This is a genomic window from Syntrophales bacterium (assembly GCA_035363115.1).
In the GTDB taxonomy this organism is placed as follows: domain Bacteria; phylum Desulfobacterota; class Syntrophia; order Syntrophales; family PHBD01; genus PHBD01.
Map to the genome: position 1 here is coordinate 278784 of DAOSEM010000001.1, position 13893 is coordinate 292676.

The following is a 13893-nucleotide window of genomic DNA, read 5'->3' on the forward strand; positions in this document are numbered from 1 at the left end:
CCCTTGAGTCCTCCGGTCCTTGCAGATCATGCGGCGATCAGGTTTTTTTCAGCCGGTCATAGACCTTGCAGGCGTCCTTGACGCCCAGGGTGCAGGCCGTCCGGGCGTCTTCCAGGGATTTCTGCACATCCCCCTTCCGGTAGTAGCAGCTGCCCCGGTTGTAGTAGGCCCAGCCGTTGTTGGGACGAAGCTCGATGGCTTTGGTGAGGGCGGCGATGGCCTCGTCGTTCCGCTTGCTGCGGCTGTGGATCCATCCCATCCAGTTCCATGCGTCGGCATTCCGGGGATTCAGCGTCACTGCCCGGTCCAGGTCCACCAGGGCACGGGCCTCCTCATTCTGTCTTGCCAGGGCCCGTCCCCGCAGGTAATGGGCCTTGTCGTTCGTCGGATCCGCCTTGATGGCGCGGCTGAAGGCTGCCACGGCCTTATCCAGCCTGTTTTGCTTCAGGTGCAGCAGGCCCTCCTGGATGGGCTCCGCAGCGGCGGGTCGGACGGCGATGAGGGGGGTGTCGCCTGGGAGGGGGGTATTTCTGGTGACGGGGATGTCGCTTGTGACGGGGGTTTCGCCGGGACGCGCCGCTCCCGGAGTCTCCAGAACGAGGGGCTGCATCCTTCCCTGGCGGTCCTCGTAGGCGGCCGTCAGGATCTTCCAGGTGCCGCGCTGTTTCGACAGGGTCATCTGGGCCTTGGTGGACCTCGTCGTGCCTTCCACGAGAAACGTCATGGAGGCCCGCCCGAACTGCCCGGAGGTGCTGATGCTGACGGGGAACCAGGGCTTCACCTCCCGTACTTCCCCCACCTCCTGGCGGATCTGCGGATTCTGCTTCAGGTAGGTCTCGCAGAGCTTGAAGGGATCCGACTCGCGGACAAAGTCATAGGCTGCGGAGATGACCAGGATGATCCCGACGATGAGGAGGAACGGCAGCGCCCTCCACCCCCCGCCCTTGGGTTTGACCGGCTCGTAGGACGCCGGCGGCTTCGGAGGGGGCGGCGGCGGGGACGGGGAGGAGTGCATGTCCGGGTAGGACGGTCCCTGTCCTTTTTTTCTCAGGATTTTTTTCATGACCGGTGCCTCCTTCCTCTTGACCCGGGGGAATGCGTCCCCCGCGTCCGGAATTGCGGGAGCCGCGTCACGCTGCGCCCCCGGGAACGGTTTCAGAGGAGAAATTCGGGGCGGACCCGCCCCCGACCGTCAAACAGGATGCCCTCCCGCTCAAGCAGCGTTCGCTTCAGGTCCGGACCGCCGCCGAATCCGCCCAGGCTGCCGTCGGACCGGACGACCCGGTGGCAGGGGATCGCCAGGGGGAAGGGATTGGAGGCCATCACGGAGCCGACGGCCCGGGCCGCTCCCGCATGGCCGGCGGCGGCCGCCAGCGAGCCGTAGGTCCTCACCTTTCCCCGGGGAATCCGTCCCGTTTCCACAAGCACCCGGCGCCGGAAAGGGGCCAGGGATTCCATCTCCATCTCTTCGAAAGGAACGGGGGCGGCCTCTCCGCGGATGAGGCGGCGGAGGCTCTCTTCCATGTCTCCGTTCGCGTCGCTCTTCCGTGGGCGGGCTCCGGGAAAATCCAGGCCGATCCTGCGAGTCAACTCGCGGCGGGGGGCGGGTAGGTAGATGCGGATGACGGGGCCGGCTCCACCAGCCTCCCGGACCACCGCGGTGATGCCCGATTCCGACGGCAGCAGATGGAAGCGGAGATCCCGTGCCGTTTCCCCGTGATGCTCTCCCTTGTTTTTCATGACCCCTCCCGGTCCGGTTATGTCATGTGTTCGATGAGGATCTGGACACCGATGCCGATCAGGATCAGCCCGCCCAGCAGTTCCACCTTCCGTCCGAAAAGGGACGCCAGCCGTCGTCCGGCCAGCATGCCCGCCATGGTCATGGCGAAGGCGACAACGCCGATGACGGCGCTCGGGTACAGGATCGGCGTCTTGAGCAGGGCCAAGGTCATGCCCACCGCCAGGGCGTCGATGCTGGTGGCCACCGAGAGCATCAGGAGCGTCCAGCCCCGCGTCGGGTCTTCCCGGTCCGTGCGATCCCTTCCTTCCCCGGCGAAGGATTCATGGATCATCCGGACTCCCACGAAGAGAAGAAGCCCGAAGGCCACCCAGTGGTCGTACGCGGAGATGCGCTCGACGACGGTTCTTCCCGCCAGCCAGCCGAGGATCGGCATGAAAAACTGGAAGACCCCGAAGGAGACGGAAAGCCGGAGAACGGGACCCGGAGAGACGCGTCCCCGGACGGCGCCGATGCCGATGGCCACGGAGAAGGCGTCCATGCCGAGCCCCACGGCAATGATCAGGATGGAAAGAAAGCTCATGAACCGGCCGGGCCGCCCGGCAGTTTTCGGAAGAAGGCGGCGATCCTCTCAGCGGTCTTTTTACCAATCCCGCCGGCCTTTTGCAAGGTCGGGACATCGGCTGTGCGGACGGCCGCTGCGGAGCCCAGGGTCGAAAGCAGGGCCTTTAAGCGGGTCGGGCCGATACCGGGGATGCCTTCCAGGACGGAAGAAAGATCTTTTTTTGCCTTTCGCTGATGCAGGTAGGCCTGGGCGAAGCGGTGGGCTTCGTCGCGGACCTGCTGCAGCAGGTACAGGAGCGGCGGCCAGCGGGACGGGTCGAGGGGGTCCTTTCGTCCGGGGAGGAAGACCCGGTCTCCCCGGGATTCTTTCCTTCCGGCCGGGTGCTCCCGGGACTCCTTGGCCAGGGCGACGACCTCCACGTCCTTCACACCGGTGTCCCGGAGGGCCGACAGGGCCACCCGCAGGTGCCCCTTCCCGCCGTCCACGACGATCAGGTTCGGCGGCTCCTCGTTTCCCGAGAGTCGCCGGCGGAGAACCTCGTACATCATCCCGTAGTCGTCGATGCCTTCCACTGTCCGAATCCGATAGCGCCGATACCGCCCCCGATCGGGCCGTCCCTCGCGGAAGGCGACCTTGGAGCCGACGGCGACGTCCGCCCCGAGGCTGGCGATGTCGAAGCACTCGATCCGCTCCGGAATTTTCTTCAGGGACAGCTTCTCCGCTGCAAGCTCCAGGGCCCGCCGTGGATCGGACCCGGGGGAGCGTGCCGCCCGGAGGGCGTTTTCCGCGTTCCGGCCGGCCATCTCCACGAGTTTCCTCGGCTCCCCCCTCTGCGGGAGGGAGATCGTGACCCCCCGTCCCCTCCGCTCTCCCAGCCACTCGGACACGACCTCCCGGTCCGGGATGTCGACGGGCAGGAGGATCTCCGGCGGAATGCGGACCTCCCCGTCATAGTAGCGCTTCAGGAGGGCCGAAAGGATCTCCTCCCGCTCCAGGGCCAGGCGGATCGGGGGAAACAGGAGCTGCCCCGTGACCTTTCCCTTGCGGACGAACAAAAGACAGACCTGCGTCAGCCCTTCTTCCCCATGGATCCCGAAGACGTCCCGGTCGCGGTGCGTCATGGAAAGGACGTACTGCTTCTCCAGGACGCGCTCGATTGCTCCGATGCGGTCGCGGAGCCGGGCGGCTTCCTCGAACAGGAGGTTCTCCGCGGCCTTTTCCATTCGGCGTCGCAGGTCCGCCAGGAGGACCCGCTCCCGCCCTTCCAGGAAGGCCAGGCTGTCCCTGACGAGCGCGGCGTAGGGGCCCGCTTCGATGAGCCCCGTGCAGGGGGCCGAGCAGCGCCGGATCTGGTACTCCAGGCAGGGACGGCGGCGGCCGCGGAAGTCCGCGTCCCGGCAGGTGCGGAGCGGGAACAGGCCGTGCAGGAAGGAGAGGGTCTCCCGGGCCGAGGTGCTGGAGGGGAAGGGGCCGAAATAGCGGGCGCCGTCCTTCCGTGGACGCCGGACGAACTGGTAGCGAGGGAAGGGGTCCCGCGTGTCGATGCGGATGTGGAAGTAGGCCTTGTCGTCCCGGAAGTCGACGTTGTAGCGGGGACGGTGCTCCTTGATGAGGGTGTTCTCCAGGAGGAGGGCTTCCTTTTCCGTGGCCGTGACGATGAACTCCACGTCTTCAAGGCGGCCGACGAGAAAGGGGATCATGAACCGCCCGTCCGTACCGCCGGCATAGCTCTTGAGACGGCTCCGGATGTCCCTGGCCTTGCCGACGTAGAGGACCTCCCCGTCCCGTCCCTTCATGAGATAGACGCCGGGTCCCCGGGGGGCGCCGTCCACGAGGGCGTCGAGGGTGGCCCGGTCCACGGCTATCCCTCCAGGCGCCGCACGGCGCGCAGGACCTGGAGCGACTTGATCTCCCGCCCGAGCAGGTGCCGGATGAAGCAGGCCGTCAAGACCCGGCTTTCTTCCGCCGCCTGGCGGGTGAAGGAGATCCGTCCGATCCGCTCCAGCTCCACGTCCTTGCCCAGGAGAAGGGTTTTCAGAGTGCCCGCCGTGACGGCCACGGCGTCGGGATCTCCGGTCCCGCAGGCGCCGCAGCGGATTCCGCCCTGCCGCGGATCGAAGCGCCAGGCCCCGCTGCCCGCCTCGCACCGGCAGGCGGTGCAGCGGTCCAGGACGGGCTCGAATCCGGAGGCCTTGAGCAGGCGGATCTCGTAAAACCGCAGGTGGTCTTCCGTCAGGGCCGGCTCCCGGTCGAGAAGGCGGAGAAAGTCCCGGACCAGCCCGAAGAGCGCGTCGTTTCTCTTCCCCTCCACGGAGAAATGGTCGGCCAGGTCGACGACGTACGAGGCGAGGAGCGTCTTCTCCAGGTCTCCCCGGAGGGCTTCGTGGTGGTCCACGGGATCGCTCGCCTCGATCAGGGCGAGGGAGTCCCGGGAGCGGCGGGAGAAGAGGATCCGGACCCGCGAGAATGGCTCCAGGGCGTTGGCGAACCGTTTCCGGCTTTTCCGGGCACCCTTGGCGATTCCCCGGACCTTGCCGAATTCGTCCGTCAGGAAGGTGACGATGCGGTCCGAGTCCCCGTAATCCAGCGTCCGCAGGACGAAGGCCTCGGCCTTAAGAGGCGTTCTCGGATTCACGGTAGACGACCTGGCCGCCCACGATGGTCATCACCGCCCTGCCCTTCATGGGCATGTCCTGGAACGGCGTGTTCCGGCTCCGGGAGCGGAAAGAGCCGCTGTCCACCGTCCAGAAGCGGTTCAGGTCCAGCACGGTGATGTCCGCGTCGGAGCCGGGCTTCAGGGTGCCCCCGGGGACGCGGAGGATCTGCGCCGGCCGGAGGCTCATCCGGAGGACCATCTCCGGCAGCGTGAGGATCCCCTTGTGGACCAGCTTCAGGGTCAGGCCCAGGGACGTCTCGAGGCCCACCATCCCGAAGGCGGCGACATCGAACTCGACGGCCTTGTCGGTCAGGGCGTGGGGGGCGTGGTCGCTGGCCACGGCGTCGATGGTCCCGTCCCGCAGGGCCTCGCGGATCGCCTCCACGTCGGCGGCGGAGCGGAGCGGCGGGTTGACCTTCAGGTTCGTGTCGTAGTCCCGGAGGGCTTCATCGGACAGGGTAAAGTAATGGGGGGCCGTCTCCGCTGTCACGGCGACGCCCCGCGCCCTGGCCTCGCGGAGGAGGCGGACGGATCCGGCGGTCGTGACGTGGCAGATGTGGATGGACGTGCGGGTGTACTCCGCCAGCAGGATGTCCCGGGCGATCATGGCCTCCTCGGCCGCCGAGGGAATGCCCCGGAGACCGAGTTCCGTCGAGACCAGGCTCTCGTTCATCAGGCCGCCCGCCGACAGGGTCGGGTCCTCGCTGTGGGACAGAACGGGCATGTCCAGGGAATGGGCGTATTCCAGGGCGCGTCGCATGACGGAGCCGTTCGTGACGGGGCGGCCGTCGTCGGAGAAGGCCGCTGCGCCGGCCTCCTTCAGGTCCCAGAATTCCGAGAGGATCTTTCCCTCGAGGTTCCGGGTGATCGACGCCACCGGGTAGACCCGGGCCTTCCCGCTGGCCGCGGCCTCCCGGAGGATGAACTCCGTCACGGAACGGTTGTCGTTGACGGGATCGGTGTTGGCCATGCAGGCCACGGCGGTGAAGCCTCCTGCTACGGCGGCCTCGCAGCCCGTGGCGATCGTTTCCTTGTACTCGAAGCCGGGTTCCCGGAGGTGGACGTGCATGTCGATGAGTCCCGGAACCACCACGAGCCCCTTCATGTCCAGAATGGACGTGCCATTGTCGGTCTTTTTCCCCTTGCCGGCCGGGGAGGGGATGTTCCGGGCGATCCGGGCCACCTTGCCGTTCCGGATCAGGATATCCATGGGGCCGTCGATGTCCTGGGAGGGATCGACGAGCCGCCCGTTTTTGAGAAGAAGGGTCATTGTTTTCCCCCTGTCAGGAGGTAGAGGAGGGCCATCCGCACGGCCACCCCGTTGGTTACCTGTTCCAGGATCACCGACGACGGGCCGTCGGCGATCTCCGGGGCGATCTCCACCCCCCGGTTGATGGGTCCGGGGTGCATGACCAGGACGTCCGGCCCGGCCAGGTCGAGATGACGCCGGCTCAGGCAGTAGCGCCGGGCGTACTCCCGGAGCGAGGGGAAGAAGTTCTGCTGCTGCCGCTCCGCCTGGATGCGAAGCATCATGATCACGTCCGCTCCCGAGACGGCCTCCTCGAGGGACGTCCGGACTTCCACGCCCAGGCCTTCGATGTCCCGGGGCATCATCGTGGCGGGGCCCGCCACGATTACCTGCGCCCCCATCTTGTGGAGGCCGTAGATGTTGGAGCGGGCCACCCGGCTGTGGGCGATGTCCCCGACGATGGCCACCTTCAGGCCCGCCACGCCGCCTTTCTTCAGGCGGATCGTCATGAGGTCGAGCAGGGCCTGGGTCGGGTGCTCGTTGGCTCCGTCGCCGGCGTTGATAATGGACTGCCGGACCATCCGGGCCAGCATGTGGGGCGCCCCGGAGGCGCTGTGGCGGATGACGATCACATCGGGATTCATGGCCTCCAGGGTTCTGGCCGTGTCGATCAGGGTTTCCCCTTTCACGACGCTGCTGGTGGAGGCGGAGATGTTGATGGTGTCGGCGCTCAGCCGCTTCCCGGCGATCTCAAAGGAGGTCCGGGTGCGCGTACTGGCCTCGTAGAAGAGGTTGATGATCGTCTTGCCGCGCAGGGTCGGCACCTTCTTGATCTCCCGGGAGGATACCTCCACGAAGGACTCCGCCGTGTCGAGGATGATACCGATTTCCTCAACCGACAGGTCCTTGATTCCCAGGATATCTTTCTTCTGCAGGATCATAAATGGACCTCGTCTGGTCTGTCCGGTCCGTCGGCCGGTTTCCTGTTCATTCCTGGCCGGGCTCGATGACGACTTCGTCGACGCCGTTCTTTTCCGTCAGGTGCACGCTCACATCCTCCCAGAGGGAGGAGGGAAGGTTCTTGCCGACGAAATCGGCCCGGATGGGGAGCTCCCGGTGCCCCCGGTCGATCAGGACGGCCAGTTGGATGAGCTTCGGCCGTCCGAAGTCGATCAGGGCGTCCATGGCCGCCCGGATCGTCCGCCCGGTGAACAGGACGTCGTCCACCAGGACGACCTTGCGGCCGTCCAGGGAGAAGGGGATGTCCGTCTTGCCCAGTTGGGGCTTCCGTTTGGAAGTCTGAAGGTCGTCCCGGTACAGGGTGATGTCGACGATCCCCATGGGCACGCGGGCCTTTTCAATCTGCTCGATCTTGATCTGCAGCCGCTGGGCGAGATAGATTCCGCCCGTCCGGATGCCGATCAGGACCAGGTCTTCGATTCCCTTGTTCTTCTCGAGAATCTCATAGGCGATCCGCGTGAGGGAACGGTCGATGCCTTCCGCATCCATGACCACTTTTTTCTTTTCCATGCGATGGGCTGCCCCCCTTGGCAAAAAAAAACCTTCCCGGGCATTGGGAAGGTGTCACGTCATTCTGTCTCTGCGGAGCGGTTTTTTCATGGCGTTCCTTTTTCAATCTCGCCGGATCAAGTTAAAAGGACCGGTCCTTTTCGAGAGGGTACGTTAGTCCAGCGGGCCGCGGCCTGTCAAGGACAAACTGCCCGCTTCCCTGCTGCGGTCGGTCGGCGCTTCTTATTTCGTGGAACTGTGGTATAAGGACACCCGAAAAAGCGCCGGGGAGGGGTGGGACCGAACGTGAAGATCATCATCGTCGGGGCCGGCGAGGTCGGCTACCACATCGCGAAGAAACTGTCGGAAGAGAAGCAGGACGTGGTGCTCATCGACAAGGATCCGGGCAAGATCCGGCGGATCGGCGAGAACCTGGATGTCCAGTCCTACCAGGGTTCCGGCACCAGCCCGCAGGTTCTCCGGGATTCCGGGATCGCGGATGCGGACATGCTGGTTGCAGCGACGGACAGCGACGAGGTGAACCTGATCTCCTGCCTCCTGGCCCGGAGCCTCAATCGCCACATGCTCAAGGTCGCCCGGGTGAAAAACGAGGAGTACCTCCGCGAGACGGATCTCTTCCAGAAGGAGCTTCTCGGAGTCGACCTGATCATCAGCCCCCGGATCATGATGGTGGAGACGATCCTGAACCTCATGAAGATTCCCGGGGCCTCCGAAGCGGTCGATTTCGTCGGCGGCAAGGTCAAGCTGATCGGATTTTTCGTGACGGACGACCTGCCCTTTTCGGGGCAGAAGCTGAGCGCGCTCCGTGGATTCGAGGGAAGAGCCCTGGTGGCGGCCATCGTCCGGGGGCACCGGATCCTGATCCCCAGCGGCGGAGACACGATCCAGCCCCACGACCTGGTCTACATGGCGGTCCGGGCGGATCACCTCGACGACACCCTCGAACGGCTCAACCTGAAGGGGGGGCCCGTGAAGAACATCTTCATCGTCGGTGGCGGCGAGACGGGGTACGCCGTGGCCCGGGCCCTCGACGGCCGTGGCCTCAACGTCCGGATCCTGGACCATGACGGGGACCGCTGCAAGAAAATGGCGGCGACCCTGGACAAGGTCCTGGTCATCCGCGGCGACGGGACGGACCGCGACCTGCTCCGCGAGGAAAACGCCGGTGCCTCGGACCTGTTCATCGCCCTCACGGGCGACGAGGAGAGCAACGTCTTCATCTCCCTCCTCGCCAAGGGATTGGGCGCCCGCCGCACGATCACCCGGGTGAGCAAGCTCAGCTACATGCCCGTGGTCTCCGCCATGGGGCTCGACACGGTCCTGAATCCGCGGATGGCGGCGGTTCGGGCGATTCTCCAGTACATCCGCCGGGGGCGGATCCTGTCGGTGACCCCCCTTCGGGAGGAGCAGGCCGAGGCCATCGAGGCGGAGGCCCTGGAGACCTCCGAGATCGTCCGCGCCCCCCTCTCTCGGGTCAAGTTCCCCAAGGGGGCGATCCTCGGGGCCATCGTGCGGGGGGAGGAGATCATCATCCCCCGGGGTGATACCGTCGTCAAACCGAAGGACCGGCTCATCATCTTCGCCATGCAGGACGTCGTCGCCCGGCTGGAAAAGCTCCTGACGGTGAAGCTGGAGTATTTTGAATGAACGGGCGGCTCATAGCCTACCTGCTTTCCATCCTCGTCCTCGACCTGGGCCTCTTTATGGTCCTGCCCGTCCTGGTCTCCCTCTGGTACGGGGAGCCGTGCGCCCGGCAGCTGTTTCTCGCTGCGATCCTCACCGGATGCCTGGGCCTGGCCATGCGGGCCGCCTCGGGCCGGCCCGCCGACCGGTACCTGAGCCACCGGGACGGAGTCGCCATTGTGACGGGAGGGTGGGTGCTGGCCGGCCTGGTGGCGACCCTGCCCTATCTCCTGACGGGGACCATCCCGGATTTCACGGACGCCTACTTCGAGTGCATCTCCGGTTTCACCACCACGGGCTCCAGCATTTTCAGCAACGTCGAAGTTCTGCCGAGGGGCGTCCTCTTCTGGCGGAGCCTCACCCAGTGGCTCGGGGGCATGGGGATCATCGTCCTGTCCATCGCGATCCTTCCCTTCCTGGGGATCGGGGGGATGCAGCTCTACAAGGCGGAGACGCCCAGCCCCGTCGTGGACAAGCTGACGCCGCGGATCTCCGACACGGCCAGGGTCCTGTGGAAAGTATACGTCCTGCTGACGCTGATGCAGATTATCCTGCTCCTCTTCGGCGGCATGTCCCTCTTCGACGCCGTCTGCCACGCCTTCACGACGATGCCCACGGGCGGCTTTTCCACGAAGAATGCAAGCATCGCCGCCTATAACAGCGTCTATATCGAGGTCGTGGTGACCGTGTTCATGGTCCTGGCGGGGATGAACTTCGCCCTGCATTACCGGCTGCTCCGGGGAGATTTCCGTTCTGTCCGGAAAGATCCGGAGATCCGGGTCTATCTCCTCATTTTCGGAGTCCTGACGCTCCTGGTGGCGGTGGACCTTTTCGGCCGGACCTGCCCGTCGGCGACGCAGGCCCTCCGTTACGCCTCCTTCCAGGTGGCCTCGATCCTGACGACAACCGGCTATACCACGGCGGACTTCGAGCAGTGGCCCGCCTTTTCCCAGATCGTGCTGCTCCTGTGCATGTTCCTCGGCAGTATGGCCGGATCCACCGGCGGCGGCATCAAGACGCTCCGCCTGCTCCTGCTTGCCAAGCACGCCTACCTCGAGATCGTCCGCGTAATCCATCCCCACGCCATGACCATCGTGAAACTCGGGAATGTCCCCGTCTCCCAGTCCGTCCTCCGCAGCGTCTGGGGATTTTTTATCCTCTTCATGGGCATCTTCGTCCTGGCGACGCTTGTCATGAGCGCCCTGGGAGTCGATTTTCTGACCTCCGTCTCTTCCGTGGCCTCCTGCCTGGGAAACGTGGGGCCCGGGTTGGGCGCCGTCGGGCCGATGGATAATTTCGGCGGCCTGCCGGCGGCGGGAAAGTGGGTGCTCATCGCCTGCATGCTCCTGGGGAGGCTGGAGATTTATACGGTATTGGTATTCCTGATGCCCCGCTTCTGGAAGGACTGACGGGCTGCTGAAAAACAGCCGTCTGCGGCGTTTCCCTCCTCCTTCGCCATTCGACGTACCGAAAAGGGTACGACTCATGGCTCAGGATTTCGGGGGCCTTGCATCCGGGTATTTTTGAACAGCCCGCTACAGGCTTCCGGCAGGGATGTTCCAATTGCTCCTCTGGGAACCCCCGGTCGCGCCCCCGCGGACGTCGGCTGGTAAATGGGTAAATAGGGACACTTCCCCTATATTTTCTCGTAATGGTCGGTCCGGGGAGGGGGGCTTCCCGGAGCGCGAATAGCGGCTTTTTCGGGGCACCCTGCCGTCGCAGCGCAGCGCCCGCAAAGTCCTGTGTTTGAACACCGTCCGGTGCGAGTTATGACTTTGCAGCGGAGCGAAAAGATGCAAAGGGAGCAGATTTGAAATCTGTCCCATACGCTTCTGAACGCAAGGGATGCCCCCTCCCTGTTCAAACGGAAGCTTTTTCCCGTCGTAATTTCGCGGGGGCGCGACCGGGGGTTCCCAGAGGAGCAATCAGGAAGCGTTTCCAGGGCAGGGAGATCCGATTTGCCGGCACCGGAAACAGGAAACGCTTCCGCGACGGCGGGAATCCCCGTGGCAGCCCCCGCGCCCCGGATGAATCTGCCGGCCGTGGGGGCTGATACAGGAGAGTCGTTGTTTCAGGCGTGGTTGCGGAGCTTCAGCTCCTGAGGGTGTGGGTTGAGATAAACCTGGTCTTTCAGGTATGGCTCGTCGAACTTCCGGACGTAGTGGCGGATCAGGGTGACCGGGACGATCAGCGGGATATCGCCCCGGCGGTAGTCGGTGATGACCTCCTGCAGCTCCTGCCGCTCGTTCGCGGAAAGCTGTTGCTTGAAATACCCCGCCATGTGCTGGAGGACATTGGCGTTCTTGGCCGGTGTAGCCTTGAGCTGGAGGGCCTCCGCCATGAGCGCCTCGTACCGGGTATACAGCTCGCCCGCTGGGATTGTTCCGGCCTGGGCCACGAGTTTTCCCATCTCACGGTAGTGCTTTTCGCTGTGGGCCAGGATGAAGAGCTTGTGGATGGAGTGAAACCTCACCAGGCGCGAGGGCTTTCGGCCCGCCGCGATCATTTCGCGCCAGCGCCGGCAGGCGAAGATCCGCTCGATGAAGTTCTCCCGGAGGACCGGGTCCTGGAGTCGCCCCTCTTCCTCCACCGGCAGGAGGGGAAAGCGCTCCATGAAGATCCGGGCAAAGATGCCGGAGCCCTTTTTGACTGCCTGGCCGCCCCCTTCCTGGAAGACGTTCACCCGCTCCATGCCGCTGGAAGGGGACCTGCTCTTGAAGACGAAGCCGCAGAGCCCTTCCTTCTCCAGCTCGGCCACGCGGCGGCCGGCCCAGGCCTCCATGCGTCCGGTGAGATCCTGCCTGGAGCGCGTGGTGACCAGGCGGGGCCTCGCCGTGTCGCCCTCCAGGTGCATCGACTCCCGGGGAACCCCCAGCCCGCACTCCACCTCGGGACAGACGGGAACGTACTCCACATGGGCTCCGAGGGTGTCCCGCAGGTAGCGGTCCAGCTTGTGGCCGCCGTCGTAGCGGACGTTTTCTCCCAGGAGACAGGCGCTGATGCCGAGACGGATCCTGCCCGTAGAATCTTGATTTCCCATGCGATCCCCCTCCCGCTCCGGAATGTCCGCCTCCCTGGCTGCGCCCGTCAGGCTTTTTTCAGGTGCCGGACGCCCGTTGCGCCCGCCACGACTACTTCCGAGACGGCGTCCAGGAACAGCCCGTGCTCCACGATTCCGGCCCGCGACTCGAGGACCCGGACCAGCTCCCTGGGGGCCATGATGGGGCCGAAACGGCAGTCCATGATCAGGTTGCCCTGGTCGGTTTTGAAGAGGCTCTTGTCGGCGTTGCGCCGGTGGGATACCTTCGCACCCAGGGATTCCAGGAAAGCCAGTTGGGACCGCCAGCCGAAGGGGATCACCTCCACCGGGACGTTCCGCTTGGTTCCCAGCCGGGGAGAGAGTTTCGACTCGTCCACGACGATGACGACCCGCCGGCTGGCCTGGGCGACGATCTTTTCCCGGAGAAGGGCGCCCCCTCCTCCCTTGATGAGATTCAGGCCCGGGTCCACCTCGTCGGCCCCGTCGATGGTCAGGTCGATGGAAGGCCGGGCATCCAGGGTCGTCACCGGGATGCCGTACCGGAGGGCCTCCTCCTCCGCCTGGAAAGAGCAGGGGATGCCCGTGATGTCCCGGAGCCGGCCGTCCTTCATGCGCTCCGCGATCAGCTTCACGGCGTGGATGGCCGTGCTGCCGTGTCCGAGCCCCACCACCATCCCGGATTCAACGAATTCCACGGCGAACGCCGTGGCCTGTCTTTTCCACTCCGCGGTGTCTGTCGTCATGGTGTTCCCTCCCTGTTCCCCGGTTTTCTGGCGGTCAAGAGGAAGACCGTAAACTCCCGGATACCGCCCCTTTTCCCCTCTTTCAGGATTCGGGCCGCCGTTGTGGTCCCGACGGATTCGAATCCCGCCGCGGCGGCATCCCCGGCCAGCGAAGAGCGGTCGAATCCGAAATGGAAAACGCCCCGGTTGTCATGGTGGAAGCGTCCCTTTTCCGCGTCGAGGTCCGCCAGGGCGATCCGCCCGCCGGGATGGAGGACCGCGAAAACCCGCCGGAGGAGCGCGGGGATGTCCCGGATGTGGTGAAGGGTCATGCTGCTCGCGACCAGGTGGTACGGGCCGGCGGGGAGTGGACCGGCATCGATGTCAACCTGCAGGGTCTTCACACCGGTCCAGCCCATCCGCTCGATCTTTCCGTTCAGAACCTCCAGCATGCCGCGGGACCCGTCCGCGGCGGTCAGTGTTCCGACCTTCGGTGCCAGGAGGAGCGTGAGCAGGCCCGTCCCGCAGCCGAGATCGAGGCAGTCCATCCGTCGGTCCAGCGGGATCTCGCGCACAATCGCGTCGGCCACGTCCCCGGCGAGACGGACCCGCTCCGGCTTTTCGTCCCAGGACGTGGCCGCGTGGTCGAAATCGCGCCGCTGCGCTCCGTCGGATCCGGTCACGGAATACTCCTGGCTTTCGAGTGAGGG

13 protein-coding genes are annotated in these 13893 nt (G+C 65.3%); 2 read left to right on the plus strand and 11 right to left on the minus strand.

The genetic code is table 11. The annotated features are described in order from the left end of the window. Window positions 1–37: 37 nt before the first annotated feature. The 8 genes from PLO63_01205 to pyrR all read right to left on the minus strand — a co-directional run bounded on the left by PLO63_01205 (window position 38) and on the right by pyrR (window position 7738). Window positions 38–1063, minus strand: coding sequence for a tetratricopeptide repeat protein (locus PLO63_01205; protein ID HOI72737.1), 1026 nt, complete (start codon window positions 1061–1063; stop codon window positions 38–40). Window positions 1064–1155: 92 nt separating this feature from the next. Continuing rightward, window positions 1156–1740, minus strand: a complete 585-nt coding sequence (locus PLO63_01210; protein ID HOI72738.1) for a methylated-DNA--[protein]-cysteine S-methyltransferase — start codon at window positions 1738–1740, stop codon at window positions 1156–1158. Window positions 1741–1757: 17 nt separating this feature from the next. Then, window positions 1758–2321, minus strand: a complete 564-nt coding sequence (locus tag PLO63_01215; GenBank protein ID HOI72739.1) for a manganese efflux pump MntP family protein — start codon at window positions 2319–2321, stop codon at window positions 1758–1760. Next, the gene (gene uvrC / locus PLO63_01220) at window positions 2318–4162 is read right to left on the minus strand and encodes an excinuclease ABC subunit UvrC (protein ID HOI72740.1); all 1845 of its coding nucleotides are present in this window, start codon (window positions 4160–4162) and stop codon (window positions 2318–2320) included. The genes PLO63_01215 and uvrC overlap by 4 nt, the downstream gene beginning before the upstream one ends. 2 nt (window positions 4163–4164) lie before the next feature. Then, window positions 4165–4938 (minus strand): DNA repair protein RecO, encoded by a 774-nt coding sequence (gene recO, locus PLO63_01225; protein HOI72741.1) that lies wholly within the window; start codon window positions 4936–4938, stop codon window positions 4165–4167. Next, a complete protein-coding gene (locus tag PLO63_01230; GenBank protein ID HOI72742.1) occupies window positions 4916–6229 on the minus strand; it encodes a dihydroorotase in 1314 nt (437 codons plus the stop codon). The genes recO and PLO63_01230 overlap by 23 nt, the downstream gene beginning before the upstream one ends. Then, entirely contained in the window at window positions 6226–7149 is a 924-nt protein-coding gene (locus tag PLO63_01235; protein HOI72743.1) for an aspartate carbamoyltransferase catalytic subunit, read from the minus strand. The genes PLO63_01230 and PLO63_01235 overlap by 4 nt, the downstream gene beginning before the upstream one ends. A gap of 46 nt (window positions 7150–7195) precedes the next feature. Beyond that, window positions 7196–7738 carry a bifunctional pyr operon transcriptional regulator/uracil phosphoribosyltransferase PyrR gene (gene pyrR / locus PLO63_01240; protein HOI72744.1) on the minus strand — a complete coding sequence of 181 codons (543 nt, stop codon included), beginning with the start codon at window positions 7736–7738 and terminating at the stop codon, window positions 7196–7198. A 285-nt stretch (window positions 7739–8023) separates the two neighbouring features. Here pyrR and trkA point away from each other — a divergent pair, with 285 nt between their 5' ends. After that, the gene (gene trkA / locus PLO63_01245) at window positions 8024–9385 is read left to right on the plus strand and encodes a Trk system potassium transporter TrkA (GenBank protein HOI72745.1); all 1362 of its coding nucleotides are present in this window, start codon (window positions 8024–8026) and stop codon (window positions 9383–9385) included. Beyond that, window positions 9382–10830 carry a TrkH family potassium uptake protein gene (locus PLO63_01250; GenBank protein ID HOI72746.1) on the plus strand — a complete coding sequence of 483 codons (1449 nt, stop codon included), beginning with the start codon at window positions 9382–9384 and terminating at the stop codon, window positions 10828–10830. The genes trkA and PLO63_01250 overlap by 4 nt, the downstream gene beginning before the upstream one ends. Before the next feature lie 662 nt (window positions 10831–11492). On the opposite strand, the gene PLO63_01255 is transcribed toward PLO63_01250, so the two are convergent. From PLO63_01255 to PLO63_01265, 3 genes are read right to left on the minus strand one after another with little or no spacing between them, the layout of a single operon-like run. Beyond that, window positions 11493–12461, minus strand: coding sequence for a DUF523 and DUF1722 domain-containing protein (locus PLO63_01255; GenBank protein HOI72747.1), 969 nt, complete (start codon window positions 12459–12461; stop codon window positions 11493–11495). 47 nt (window positions 12462–12508) lie between these two features. Continuing rightward, entirely contained in the window at window positions 12509–13204 is a 696-nt protein-coding gene (gene rpiA / locus PLO63_01260) for a ribose-5-phosphate isomerase RpiA (GenBank protein HOI72748.1), read from the minus strand. Continuing rightward, entirely contained in the window at window positions 13201–13866 is a 666-nt protein-coding gene (locus PLO63_01265; protein HOI72749.1) for a methyltransferase domain-containing protein, read from the minus strand. Before PLO63_01265 ends, rpiA begins: the two co-directional genes overlap by 4 nt. Between the last annotated feature and the right edge of the window lie 27 nt (window positions 13867–13893).

Bases quoted from the DNA above. Each gene is read 5' to 3' on its own strand.
- PLO63_01230 (HOI72742.1), bottom strand. From the start codon at position 6,229: ATGACCCTTCTTCTCAAAAACGGGCGGCTCGTCGATCCCTCCCAGGAC.
- rpiA (HOI72748.1), bottom strand. From the start codon at position 13,204: ATGACGACAGACACCGCGGAGTGGAAAAGACAGGCCACGGCGTTCGCC.
- PLO63_01255 (HOI72747.1), bottom strand. From the start codon at position 12,461: ATGGGAAATCAAGATTCTACGGGCAGGATCCGTCTCGGCATCAGCGCC.
- pyrR (HOI72744.1), bottom strand. From the start codon at position 7,738: ATGGAAAAGAAAAAAGTGGTCATGGATGCGGAAGGCATCGACCGTTCC.
- PLO63_01210 (HOI72738.1), bottom strand. From the start codon at position 1,740: ATGAAAAACAAGGGAGAGCATCACGGGGAAACGGCACGGGATCTCCGC.
- PLO63_01215 (HOI72739.1), bottom strand. From the start codon at position 2,321: ATGAGCTTTCTTTCCATCCTGATCATTGCCGTGGGGCTCGGCATGGAC.
- PLO63_01205 (HOI72737.1), bottom strand. From the start codon at position 1,063: ATGAAAAAAATCCTGAGAAAAAAAGGACAGGGACCGTCCTACCCGGAC.
- PLO63_01250 (HOI72746.1), top strand. From the start codon at position 9,382: ATGAACGGGCGGCTCATAGCCTACCTGCTTTCCATCCTCGTCCTCGAC.
- PLO63_01235 (HOI72743.1), bottom strand. From the start codon at position 7,149: ATGATCCTGCAGAAGAAAGATATCCTGGGAATCAAGGACCTGTCGGTT.